Here is an 11,263-nt window from a genome sequence, read left to right as displayed (position 1 = left end):
TACTCACCCGTTCGCCACTCGCCGGCACCCCGAAGGGCCCGCTGCCGTTCGACTTGCATGTGTAAGGCATGCCGCCAGCGTTCAATCTGAGCCAGGATCAAACTCTCAGGTTCAATCCATAAAACCTCGCACGCATCTAGCGATGCGCGTGCCAGCGCACCCATCCCGCGCCAACACCCACACCGCTCGACTGTCCCCAAATTCTTAAAGAACTTCTTCCAACCCCACACCACCTCAGTGGCGCGGCAGAACCAGCATTATTCCTTACTTCACGACCCGTGTCAACAGTCCGAACGCACTTCCTCAACTTCCTTCCTACCAAGCCACGGTACACACGGTGCAGTATGCCGCAGCAGGTGGATTTGCATTATAGATGCTCTGAGCACAAAAAACAAGTTTCTTGTGTAGCAAACGAATAAACCCCTCAAACCCGACCACGCGTGCAGCGCGAATCATATTGTTTTTCATGAAATGGCCGGGGATGTACCCGATGAGTGCCAGAGAAGTGTGCGCGAAGCGCCCATCGAGTGCGCGAATCACCGCACGGCAGGGTTGCACGGCTCTTGCATGCTCGCCCATCTTCGGCATGGGTCGCGCATCCTGTACGCCCCCACCAGACCTTTTAGCCGCTCGCGACGGTTCGTCGGGTACCCAAACGTTCAATCGGTGGCCGGTGACCACTGCGCAAGGAATTCGCGCCAGTGTGCACCGGGAAGTTTTTCGAGATGTTCGCGCACCCGCTCGAGTGCGGACTTCAGTCCCACCGCGCCGAGCTTACCGCGCAACCACTGGAAGCGCAGGAAAACCAGATGGGTATTGACCGCATCGGTCTCGCAATAGGCACGAATCGCCGCGGCCTCGCCCCGACACCAAGCGCTCCACACCTGTCCGCCGTCCATGCCGAGCTTGCCGGGAAAACCGAGCAGCCGCGCGATCTGATCGAGCGGCGCGGCGGCGCGGCTCTGATAGCCGGCGAGCACGTCCATCAGGTCGAGATGGCGCCAGTGAAAACGCCCGAGGTAGTTGTTGTAGCGGTATTCCGCCTCCCGCTCGCCGACTTCCCAGTAGGTACTCGCCTGCACACCGTGCAATAGGCTGCGGTAGTGCAGTACCGGCAAGTCGAACCCGCCGCCGTTCCAGGTGACGAGCTGGGGACGCTTCTTGTCGATGGCGACGAAGAACTGCCTCAGGATCTCGGCTTCTTCGAGCTCCGGCGCGGCCAGCGAAAACACCTTCACCTCGCGCCCATTGTCCCACACGCCGGCGAGCGTCACGATGCGCTGCAGGTGATGCGGCAGAAAGTCGCTGCCGTTGCGGGCGCGCTGGCGCTGGGCGGCGTATTCCACCACTTCGTCGTCCGGTAGGGATTCCGGAAGTTCGTGGAGCAGCCGCAGCGCGGCCACGTCGGGAATCGTCTCGAGATCGAAGGCCAGAGTCGGCGTGCTCATCGTCAGGCAGGAAAAACGCCGGTGGAAAGATAACGATCACCGCGATCGCACACGACGAAGACAATGACGGCATCGCGCACCTCGGCGGCCACACGTAGAGCCGCAGCCAGCGCCCCGCCCGAGGAGATGCCGGCGAAGATCCCTTCCTCACGCGCCAGCCGCCGCGCCATTTCCTCAGCCTCGGCCTGGGAGATCGGCTCGATGCGATCGACGAGTTCCGGACGATAGATCCGCGGCAGGTATTCCGGCGGCCACTTACGGATACCCGGAATCTGCGACCCTTCTTCCGGCTGGCAGCCGACGGTGACGATGGCAGGATTCCTTTCCTTGAGGTAGCGCGCCACGCCCATGAGGGTGCCCGTCGTGCCCATGCTGGAGACGAAATGGGTGATACGCCCTGCCGTTTGTTCCCACAGCTCGGGGCCAGTATTCTCATAGTGCGCCCGGGGATTGTCGGGATTGGAAAATTGGTCGAGGATGACCCCCTTGCCCTCACGCTGCATCTGTTCGGCGACGTCGCGGGCGAGTTCCATCCCACCACTCTTGGGCGTGAGTACGAGTTCGGCCCCATAGGCTTTCATGATCTGGCGCCGCTCGACGCTCTGGTTTTCCGGCATCACCAGAATCAGGCGATAGCCCCGGATCGCCGCCACCATCGCGAGCGCGATGCCCGTGTTGCCGCTGGTGGCCTCGATAAGCGTATCGCCCGGCTTGATCTGGCCACGGGCTTCGGCGCCGCGGATCATGGCCAGTGCCGGACGATCCTTCACCGAACCGGCGGGATTGTTGCCCTCGAGCTTGGCGAGCAGGACGTTGTTCCGCCCTGCACCCAAACGCTGCAAGCGCACGAGCGGAGTCTTCCCTACCCAGGATTCTATCGTCTCGAACATCGCACCTTCCTCTCAATGACCGGCGATCGCGTCGATCTCGATGACGCGCGCCGGGCCGAACGTCTCCCATTGGCCACAGGCAGGACAGCGCCACAGATGCCGCCGCGCCTTGAAACCACATTGGGCGCATCGGTAGCGCGCCAGCCGTTGTACGTAACCGTGCACCACTTCGCGCACGTGTTCGACGTCGGCGACCCAGGCGGGTTCGACCTGCCGCGCCACCAAGAGCAAGTATTCGTCGAGCACGATGAGGCTGGGCTGCTGGCGTAACATCCATTGCAGCAGACGCAGGGCGCGCGCCACATCCCCATGACGTGACTCGAACTCCACGTAATGGTCGACCAAATCGAGCTGGGGATACCGATGCAACCATTGATGCATACGATGCAAGAGTTTCACCTGCCAGGCGCAGCGCTCGGCCACCGCCATGAGCCGGTCGGCCGCCAGCGGCAAATGCTCTATGGCGATGCGCTCGAGCGTGAGCCATTCTTCGAATGCCACCTCGAACCGCCCCTGTAGGAAATGCCGTTCCCCTTCGAGCAGGATTGGGCGAACGGCGTGCCGATCGAGCGCGCGTGCCTGCTCGATGTGTCTGGCGGCCTCTTCCCAGCGCTCGGCCGTGAGCGCGAGCGCCGCGAGTTCGCAGTGGTAATGGATGAGTCGGACTCGCCAGGCGGGACTATCGTCCCGCACCAGACGCTCTACTACCTCGATGCATTTGCGCCAATCCTTTTCGACCTGATAAATCTCGAGCAGCTGGGCAAGTGCCCAATACTTGCGCGCGGTCTGTTGAAGTGCCGCGTAGAGCTCTTCGGCACGGTCGAAGAAACCAGCCTTGTGATAATCGAGCGCCAGTTCGGCGAGAATCTCACCGCGACGATCTTCCGGCAGGTCCTCGCGCGCGAGCAATTCCTGGTGAATGCGAATCGCCCGATCGAACTCTCCCCGTCGGCGAAAAAGCACCGCCAGCGCCAACTGTAACTCCAGCGTGGCCGGATTCTCCCTCGCCGCCGAGAGAAAGGCCTCGATCGCCTGGTCGAGTTCGTCGTGCAGGAGATGATTGAGACCGGTGAGATAGATGCGCGGCAGGCGACTCGAGGCACGCACGACTTGGCGCATGTCGATACGCGCAGTCACCCACCCCAAGCCGAAGAAAAGGGGCAAGAGCAGCAACCACCAGAATTGGAGCTCGCTCATACGGGGGGAAGCGTACGATCAGAGGATTCGCTCACACGCTCCGTCGCTTCGAGCCGGCGACGCAGACGCGACAGCGTCCATCTCTGGCGCACGAGGGTGCCGACCGTGAAGCTCAGACCGAGCAGGATCCCCACCAGGGCCGTCGCGAGCAGGACGACGGCGAGCGGGGCCTGCCATTCTTGACCAAACCACTTCAGCGTCACCGGCACATGATTTTGTGCCGCAAAAGCGACGAGCACGGCAAAGATGACGAGCCGGAGCACCCAGACAAAGATCCGCATCTCTTTTCCCCATGGGTTGGCGGAACTCTGCGTTCCGCACCGTACGATTATCCCAAGCCAAACGAAAAAAAAGAAGCGGCCCGCGAGGGCCACTTCCATCGGGACGAGCGCCGAGCGCTCGCAGGGGCTTCAAAAGCCGCCGCGAGCGACTGAAGGACGATGCGACCAAAGATCAGGAGGCACGGCATATCGAATGACTGACGAGCACCCGAGTACCAGAAGCCGCCGCCATGGGGGCCACGCGGCAGGTGATTCGCAGGCACCCTCAACACACTGCCGCCGGCTCTGGCTCCTTGTGCCGATCCACGCGCTCGCGCAGCTCTTTGCCCGCCTTGAAATGCGGAACGTACTTCCCAGGAACCGGCACGGGCAAACCGGTTTTCGGATTGCGCCCCATACGCGGAGGACGGTACGTGAGCGTAAAGCTACCAAAACCACGGATTTCGATGCGCCCGTTGGCAACGAGCGTCTCGCTCATTGCCTGCAAGATCATCTTGACCGCGATTTCTACGTCTTTCGGCGGCAGCTGCGAAAAGCGCGCGGCCAGCCGTTCGATCAGTTCGGAACGGGTCATGGCCGCAGGTCACTCACGACTGTTTCTGTTCGTTGAGTTTGGCTTTGAGCAACGCACCGAGGCTAGTCGTGCCACTGGCGGAGGCACCTTCACCCGCCAGCCGATTGAGCGCCTCGGCCTGCTCGGCCTGCTCCTTCGCTCGGATCGACAGGTTGATGCTGCGGTTCTTGCGATCGACGTTGATGATGACCACTTCCACCTGCTGCCCTTCGTGCAGGAGCTGGGTGAGATCGTCGACGCGGTGAGCCGCCGCTTCGGAGGCGCGCAGATAGCCTTCGACCTCGTCGTCGAGCTGAATCACGGCCCCTTTCGGCTCGACCGACTTGACGGTTCCGGTGACCACGGAGCCTTTCTCGTGCGTGGCGATGTAGTTGGTGAACGGGTCGCCCTCGAGCTGCTTGATACCGAGCGAAATGCGCTCGCGCTCGACGTCGACGGCGAGCACGACGGCCTCCACTTCGTCGCCTTTCTTGTAGCGGCGCACGGCCGTCTCGCCCGGCTCGGTCCAAGAGAGGTCGGAGAGGTGCACCAGGCCATCGATGCCGCCATCCAGGCCGATGAAAACGCCGAAGTCGGTGATCGACTTGATCTGGCCGCGAACCTTGTCGCCTTTCTTGTGGTTCTGAGCGAACTCTTCCCAGGGGTTGGGCTGGCACTGTTTCATGCCGAGCGAAATGCGACGACGATCTTCGTCGATCTCGAGAATCATCACTTCGACTTCGTCGCCGACCTGCACGACCTTGCTCGGATGGATGTTCTTGTTGGTCCAGTCCATCTCGGAGACGTGCACCAGACCCTCGATGCCCGGCTCGATCTCGACGAAGGCGCCGTAGTCGGTGAGGTTCGTGACCTTGCCGAAGAGGCGCGTGCCGGCGGGATAGCGGCGGGAAATGCCAACCCAGGGATCCTCGCCGAGTTGCTTGAGACCCAGGGAGACGCGCATCTTCTCGCGGTCGAACTTGAGTACTTTGGCCTCGACCTCGTCGCCCACATTGACGACTTCGGAGGGATGACGGACGCGCCGCCAAGCGAGATCGGTGATGTGCAGCAGCCCGTCGATGCCGCCCAGGTCGACGAAAGCACCGTAATCGGTGATGTTCTTGACCACGCCTTTGACGATGGAGCCCTCTTGCAGGGACTCGAGGAGTTTTTCGCGATCCTCGCCCATGGTCTCTTCGAGCACGGCGCGGCGCGACACGACGATGTTGTTGCGCTTACGATCGATCTTGATGACCTTGAACTCGAGCTCTTTGCCCTCGATCGGGGTGGTGTCCTTCATCGGACGAATGTCGACCAGGGAGCCGGGCAGGAAGGCGCGCAGCCCGTTGAGCATGACCGTGAGGCCGCCCTTGACGCGGCCGGTGACCACGCCCTTGACGATACGGCCTTCTTCGAAGGCCTGTTCGAGTTCGTTCCACGCCTCCAGGCGCTTGGCTTTCTCGCGCGACAGACGCGTTTCGCCGTAGCCGTCTTCGAGGGCCTCGATCGCCACGTGCACGAAGTCGCCGACCTTGACTTCGAGCTCGCCGCGGTCGTTCATGAATTCTTCTTTGGGGATGTAACTCTCGGATTTCAGGCCGGCATTGACGATCACGAAGTTGTCGTCGATGCCGACGACCTCGGCGGTGATCACCTGCCCCGGCGTCATTTCCTGAAGCACGAGACTCTGCTCGAAGAGATCGGCGAAGCTTTCTTGGGTTTCGGTGGGTTGAGTGGCTACGGCGGTTGAGTTCATCGGTTCGGTTTCCAAAGACGTTTCTCCCTCAGGAAAAACGCAAGACAAAAAGTATGAATAAACATTCCCGGATCACGCGAGCCCACGTGTCCGGACCCAATCGAAAATGACCTCCACGGCCTCTTCCACGCCCATGAGGGACGTATCGAGCCGCAGAGCGTCGGGGCATTGCTGCAAAGGAGCGATGGCACGTTCCCGGTCGCGCAGGTCGCGTGCCTCGAGCTCTTCGCGCAATCTTTCAATGTTAGCAGACATTCCCTTGTCGATCAACTGCTTGAAGCGTCGCTCGGCGCGCACCTCGACGGAAGCGGTGAGAAAGACCTTGAGCTCGGCATCGGGAAAGACGACCGAGCCCATGTCGCGCCCCTCGGCTACTAGCCCCGGGCGGCGGCGGAAGGCCCGCTGACGCTCGAGCAGCGCCTCGCGCACGTCGCCGTGCACGGCGATGCGCGAAGCGGCAGCGGAGACCTCTTCCGTCCGAATGGCCTCGGTCACGTCTTCACCGGCAAGAAAGATGCGATCGCCGGCGAAGCGCACCTCCAGTTCGCGCGCGAGCCGCGCGAGCATCGCAACCTCCTCGGCGGGCACCCCGCGGCGCAGCGCCGCCAGCGCCACCAGTCGGTAGAGGGCGCCGCTGTCGAGATAGTGCCAACCGAGCCGTTCGGCCAGGCGCGCCGCCACGGTGCCCTTGCCGCTTGCCGTCGGACCGTCGATCGCCACCACGGGCACCGGCCGCACGACCGAGCGGTATGCCTGCCAATACTGAGGGAAAGTCTTGTTGACACACTCGGGATCGAGGATGCGTACGTAGATGTCGCCGAAAGCGGCGAGCGAAAAACACATCGCCATGCGATGATCGTCGTAGGTGGCGATCGCCGCCGGCCGTAGCCGCTCGGGCGGGGTGATGACGAGAAAATCCGGCCCCTCTTCGACCGAGGCACCGAGCTTGCGCAACTCGGTGGCCATGGCGGCGATGCGATCGGTCTCTTTCACTCGCCAACTGCCGATGCGGCGCAGGCGCGAGGGCCCCTCGCAAAAGAGCGCCACGACCGCCAGCGTCATGGCCGCATCCGGAATGTGGTTGAGATCGAGATCGAACGCCTGCAGCCGGCCGTTTGCAGGGGCACAGGCCTCGATCCAGTTGTCCCCCATACTGATGCGGACGCCGAGCGCCTCCAGGGCCTCGGCGAAGCGCACGTCGCCCTGCAGGCTCGCTCGACCCACGCCCTCGACGCGCACCGGTCCTCCCCCCAAGGCTCCGGCGGCGAGGAAATAAGACGCGGAAGAAGCATCCCCTTCGACGTAGATTTCCCCTGGCGAGCGGTAGCGCGCCCGGCCATCGTAGTGGAACCGCTGGTCGCGTTCGGCGAGTTCCACCCCGAAGCGCGCCATCAGCGCGAGCGTGAGGGCCACGTAGGGGCGGGAAATGAGCTCCCCCACGACCTCGACGGTGATCGGCCGGCCGAGCAGGGGCAGCGCCATGAGCAGCGCCGAGAGGAATTGACTGGAGACGTCGCCCCGGATACGGACGGTCTCGACGGAAGTAGGCGCGGGTGAGTGGATCGCGAGCGGCGGATAGCCGTCGTTTTCCAGGTACTCGATACGCGCCCCCAGTTGACGCAAGGCCTCGACCAGATCGCCGATGGGCCGCTCGTGCATGCGCGGTACCCCGCGCAAGCGGTATTCCCCGCCCATCAAGGCGAGCACGGCGGTGAGCGGCCGGAACGCCGTACCCGCATTGCCCAGAAAGAGCTCGGCCTCGCGCACCGGAAAGGGGGCGCCACCCGTGCCATGGACCACGTAGTCCTGCTCGCCGGTGCGCTCCCAGCGCACGCCCAGCGCCTCGAGCGCCTCGAGCATGCGCGCGACGTCGTCGGAGTGCAGCAGATCGCGGATGTGGGTGTCGCCCTCGGCGAGCGCCGCGAGCAGCAGCACGCGGTTGGAGATGCTCTTGCTGCCCGGCAGCCGCACCCCGCCCCGGGCGTGCAGTAGGGGCGGCAGATCGAGAAACCCGCTCATTCGTCCGATCCTCCTCCGTTAGCGTAGCGTTCGCCCCAGGCCATGCGGGCCGCGCGCGCCTTGGCGAAGACATCCTCCAGACCCGGGCCGTTGGCCGAGAGCAAGAGCGCGCGGATGAAGGCAAGTTCGGAGAGATACTGGTCGAGCTCGGCCAGGATCGCCTGGCGATTGACGAGGCAGATGTCACGCCACATCTCTGGGTGGCTCGCGGCGATGCGGGTGAAATCGCGAAACCCCCCGGCGGCATACTCGAAGAGTTGCTCGGCATTCGCACGCTCGGCGAGGTCGTGCACCAGCGCATAGGCGAGCACGTGCGGCAGATGACTCACGGCGGCGAAGACCCGGTCGTGCTCCTGCGGTGACATCTCGCGAATGAGCGCACCACAGGCCTGCCAGAGCTGCGCCACCCGCAGCACGCTGCCAGGCTCGTTCTCCGGCAGCGGCGTGAGCACCACTTTACGGTCGCGGAAGAGCGTCGCATCGGCCGCCTCGCAGCCGCTCTTCTCCGCACCGGCGATGGGATGCCCCGGTACGGTATGCGCCAGGTGTGGCTCCAAGTGCAGGTAAAAAGCTTCGATCACGTTGCGCTTGGTACTGCCCGCATCGGTGACGAGGGTGCCCGGCGCCAGATGTGGCGCCATGGCTTTGACCACCGCTTCCGTCTGACCCACCGGCATGGCGAGCAGCACGACTTCTGCCCCGGCGAGCGCATCGCCCCAGTCTGCGGCGATTCGATCGATCACGCCCAAGGCGAGCGCCCGTTCGAGTGAAACCCGCGAACGACCGATGCCCACCACTTCGCGCACCATGCCGGCCGCCTTGAGCGCCAGGGCGAAGGAACCGCCGATGAGCCCGACACCGCACACGACCAGCCGTCCCACCGGTTTCGTCTTCATGAAAGCCCCCTTTCAGATGCAAAGGATGTCGGCGAGCGCTTCGAGGAAGCGGGCATTCTCTTCGGGCAGACCCACGGTGACGCGCAGCCATTCGGGCAGGCCATAGCCGGCGATCGGACGCACGATCACGCCGCGATCGAGCAGCGCCTCGTTCACCGCACCCGCGTCGCCCACGTGCACCATCACGAAGTTGCCGCGCGAAGGCACCCAACGCAGACCCAGCCGCGCGAATCCTTCGTAGAGCTGCAGCAGCCCCTGGCGGTTGAGCTCGGCGCTGCGCGCGACGAACGCCTCATCCTCAAGGGCGGCCGCCGCCGCCGCGAGCGCGAAGGCGTTGACGTTGAAAGGCTGCCGGATGCGGTTGATCACATCGACGAGTTCGGGGCGCGCCACGCCGTAGCCCACACGCAGCGAGGCGAGCCCATAGATTTTGGAAAACGTCCGGCACACGAGCAGGTTGGGAAAGCGATCGACCCACGCGAGGGATTCGTAGCGTTCGGTGGGATCGAGGTATTCGCCGTAGGCTTCGTCGAGCACCACCAGCACGTCCTCGGGCACCCGCGCAAGGAAGGATTCCAGCGCCTCGCCGGGCACGAAGGTGCCGGTGGGATTGTTCGGATTGGCAAGGAAGACGATGCGCGTGCGCGGCGTGATCGCCCCGAGCATCGCCTCGAGGTCGTGCCCGTAGTCCTTGGCGGGCACCTCGACCGGCCGGGCGCCCAGCGCCTGCGTCACCAGCGGATAGACCGCGAAGGCGTATTGGGAATACACCGCCTCGGCGCCCGGCTGCAGTACGATGCGCGCAGCCAGTTCCAGCACGTCGTTCGAACCGTTGCCGAGCACCAGACGTTCGGGCGCGACGCCGAACTTGCGCGCGATCGCCTCCTTGAGCACGAAACCATTGCCGTCGGGATAACGGGCTCCTTCGGCCGCCGTCGCATCCAAGGTGGCCCGCGCTTTCGGACTCATGCCGAGCGGATTCTCGTTCGAAGCGAGCTTGACGATGTCGGTCTCCCGCAGACCGCGCTCGCGGGCGAGTTCCTCGATGGGCTTACCCGGTTGATAAGGGGCGAGCGAGCGGATCGCCGCCGGAACGTGATCGATGACGCGCATCTCTTCTCCTCCTCGCATCGTTACCCACAGTCACCACGCCGCGGCCGGATAGGAACCGAGCAGCTTGAGGAAGGTCGCGCGTTCCTCGAGCGCCGCGAGCGCCTGGCGAACCGGCTCGTCGAGCCGATGTCCCTCCAGGTCGATGTAGAAGACGTACTCCCACAAACCGCTCTTGGCGGGGCGTGATTGCAGCTTGGTCATACTCACGCCATACTGCGCCAAAGGCTCGAGCAGGCGGTGCATGGCACCAGGCTTGTTCGGCGTGGAGCACACGAGCGAGGTTTTGTCCCGCCCCGAAGGGCCGGCAGCATCGTGCTTGGCGATGACGAGGAAGCGCGTGGTGTTGTTCGGGTCGTCCTCGATGTTGGCCGCGAGCACCGTAAGCCCATAGCGCTCGGCCGCCGCCTCGCCAGCGATGGCCGCCGCGTCCGGATCCTGTGCGGCGAGCCGCGCCGCTTCGGCATTGCTCGCCACCGGCACGTAGGGGACATCGGGCAAGTGTCGCGCGAGCCATTCGTGGCACTGTGCGAGTGACTGGGCGTGGGAATAGACGCGCTTGACCGCTGCGAGGCTCGGAGCGAGCGACATGAGGTGCTGATGGATGCGCAACATCACCTCGCCGCAGATCTGCAGCGGATGCAGCAGGAGCAGATCGTGCGTGACGCCGACCATGCCCTCGACCGAGTTCTCGATGGGCACCACCCCGTAGTCGATGTTACCCGCCTCGGTTTCGCGGAAGACCTCGTCGATCGAGGCGAGCGGCAGGAACTGCGGCGCGCTGCCGAAATGCTTGCGCGCCGCCGCCTCGGAGAAGGTTCCGGCCGGACCGAGATAGGCGACCTTGAGCGGCTGCTCGAGCGCGAGGCAGGCCGACATGATTTCGCGAAAGATCGTGCGCACCGCGCTCTCGGGCAGCGGCCCCGGATTGAGCGAGGCGATACGGCGCAACACCTGCGCCTCGCGCTCGGGGCGGTAGAGCGCACCCTGCTTGAGCTCGCCCACGCGCCGCGCACAGCGCCCGCGCTCCGCAAGCAGGTTGAGGATCTCCTCGTCGATGGCGTCGATGCGCCGACGCAACGCCAAGAGTTCCGACTCGTCCATCTCCCCCCC

General features: G+C 64.2%; 11 protein-coding genes and 1 rRNA gene. All 12 read right to left on the bottom strand.

The features are described 5' to 3' along the window. A 16S ribosomal RNA gene (locus EPD81_RS09335) occupies nt 1-113 on the bottom strand; the annotation flags it as partial. A gap of 202 nt (nt 114-315) precedes the next feature. After that, entirely contained in the window at nt 316-588 is a 273-nt protein-coding gene (locus EPD81_RS09330) for a hypothetical protein (protein ID WP_142805176.1), read from the bottom strand. Nucleotides 589-659: 71 nt separating this feature from the next. Beyond that, nucleotides 660-1,448, bottom strand: a complete 789-nt coding sequence (locus EPD81_RS09325) for a 3'-5' exonuclease (RefSeq protein WP_142805175.1) — start codon at nt 1,446-1,448, stop codon at nt 660-662. Nucleotides 1,449-1,450: 2 nt separating this feature from the next. Further along, nucleotides 1,451-2,338 (bottom strand): cysteine synthase CysM, encoded by an 888-nt coding sequence (gene cysM / locus EPD81_RS09320; RefSeq protein ID WP_142805174.1) that lies wholly within the window; start codon nt 2,336-2,338, stop codon nt 1,451-1,453. 12 nt (nt 2,339-2,350) lie between these two features. Then, nucleotides 2,351-3,535 carry a lipopolysaccharide assembly protein LapB gene (locus EPD81_RS09315; RefSeq protein WP_142805173.1) on the bottom strand — a complete coding sequence of 395 codons (1,185 nt, stop codon included), beginning with the start codon at nt 3,533-3,535 and terminating at the stop codon, nt 2,351-2,353. Continuing rightward, nucleotides 3,532-3,816 carry a lipopolysaccharide assembly LapA domain-containing protein gene (locus tag EPD81_RS09310; protein WP_142805172.1) on the bottom strand — a complete coding sequence of 95 codons (285 nt, stop codon included), beginning with the start codon at nt 3,814-3,816 and terminating at the stop codon, nt 3,532-3,534. The genes EPD81_RS09315 and EPD81_RS09310 overlap by 4 nt, the downstream gene beginning before the upstream one ends. Before the next feature lie 265 nt (nt 3,817-4,081). Next, a complete protein-coding gene (locus tag EPD81_RS09305) occupies nt 4,082-4,390 on the bottom strand; it encodes an integration host factor subunit beta (protein ID WP_142805171.1) in 309 nt (102 codons plus the stop codon). 13 nt (nt 4,391-4,403) lie between these two features. Continuing rightward, nucleotides 4,404-6,125 carry a 30S ribosomal protein S1 gene (gene rpsA / locus EPD81_RS09300; protein ID WP_142805170.1) on the bottom strand — a complete coding sequence of 574 codons (1,722 nt, stop codon included), beginning with the start codon at nt 6,123-6,125 and terminating at the stop codon, nt 4,404-4,406. 72 nt (nt 6,126-6,197) lie between these two features. Then, a complete protein-coding gene (locus tag EPD81_RS09295) occupies nt 6,198-8,144 on the bottom strand; it encodes a bifunctional 3-phosphoshikimate 1-carboxyvinyltransferase/cytidylate kinase (RefSeq protein ID WP_142805169.1) in 1,947 nt (648 codons plus the stop codon). Continuing rightward, nucleotides 8,141-9,040 carry a prephenate dehydrogenase/arogenate dehydrogenase family protein gene (locus tag EPD81_RS09290; protein ID WP_142805168.1) on the bottom strand — a complete coding sequence of 300 codons (900 nt, stop codon included), beginning with the start codon at nt 9,038-9,040 and terminating at the stop codon, nt 8,141-8,143. The genes EPD81_RS09295 and EPD81_RS09290 overlap by 4 nt, the downstream gene beginning before the upstream one ends. Nucleotides 9,041-9,052: 12 nt before the next feature. Further along, nucleotides 9,053-10,153: a histidinol-phosphate transaminase gene (gene hisC / locus EPD81_RS09285; RefSeq protein ID WP_142805167.1), complete on the bottom strand. Its 1,101-nt coding sequence runs from the start codon at nt 10,151-10,153 to the stop codon at nt 9,053-9,055. Between the two features lie 30 nt (nt 10,154-10,183). Continuing rightward, nucleotides 10,184-11,254 carry a prephenate dehydratase gene (gene pheA, locus EPD81_RS09280; RefSeq protein WP_142805166.1) on the bottom strand — a complete coding sequence of 357 codons (1,071 nt, stop codon included), beginning with the start codon at nt 11,252-11,254 and terminating at the stop codon, nt 10,184-10,186. Nucleotides 11,255-11,263: the final 9 nt, after the last annotated feature.

The organism is Tepidiphilus sp. J10, assembly GCF_006980785.1.
In the GTDB taxonomy this organism is placed as follows: domain Bacteria; phylum Pseudomonadota; class Gammaproteobacteria; order Burkholderiales; family Rhodocyclaceae; genus Tepidiphilus; species Tepidiphilus olei.
This window is presented reverse-complemented; position numbering and strand designations above follow the sequence as displayed.

Excerpts from the sequence above, each read along its gene's own strand:
- EPD81_RS09295 (WP_142805169.1), bottom strand. The coding sequence starts at position 8,144 with ATGAGCGGGTTTCTCGATCTGCCGCCCCTACTGCACGCCCGGGGCGGG.
- EPD81_RS09315 (WP_142805173.1), bottom strand. The coding sequence starts at position 3,535 with ATGAGCGAGCTCCAATTCTGGTGGTTGCTGCTCTTGCCCCTTTTCTTC.
- EPD81_RS09290 (WP_142805168.1), bottom strand. The coding sequence starts at position 9,040 with ATGAAGACGAAACCGGTGGGACGGCTGGTCGTGTGCGGTGTCGGGCTC.
- EPD81_RS09330 (WP_142805176.1), bottom strand. The coding sequence starts at position 588 with ATGCCGAAGATGGGCGAGCATGCAAGAGCCGTGCAACCCTGCCGTGCG.
- EPD81_RS09325 (WP_142805175.1), bottom strand. The coding sequence starts at position 1,448 with ATGAGCACGCCGACTCTGGCCTTCGATCTCGAGACGATTCCCGACGTG.
- EPD81_RS09310 (WP_142805172.1), bottom strand. The coding sequence starts at position 3,816 with ATGCGGATCTTTGTCTGGGTGCTCCGGCTCGTCATCTTTGCCGTGCTC.
- cysM (WP_142805174.1), bottom strand. The coding sequence starts at position 2,338 with ATGTTCGAGACGATAGAATCCTGGGTAGGGAAGACTCCGCTCGTGCGC.
- pheA (WP_142805166.1), bottom strand. The coding sequence starts at position 11,254 with ATGGACGAGTCGGAACTCTTGGCGTTGCGTCGGCGCATCGACGCCATC.
- rpsA (WP_142805170.1), bottom strand. The coding sequence starts at position 6,125 with ATGAACTCAACCGCCGTAGCCACTCAACCCACCGAAACCCAAGAAAGC.
- hisC (WP_142805167.1), bottom strand. The coding sequence starts at position 10,153 with ATGCGCGTCATCGATCACGTTCCGGCGGCGATCCGCTCGCTCGCCCCT.
- EPD81_RS09305 (WP_142805171.1), bottom strand. The coding sequence starts at position 4,390 with ATGACCCGTTCCGAACTGATCGAACGGCTGGCCGCGCGCTTTTCGCAG.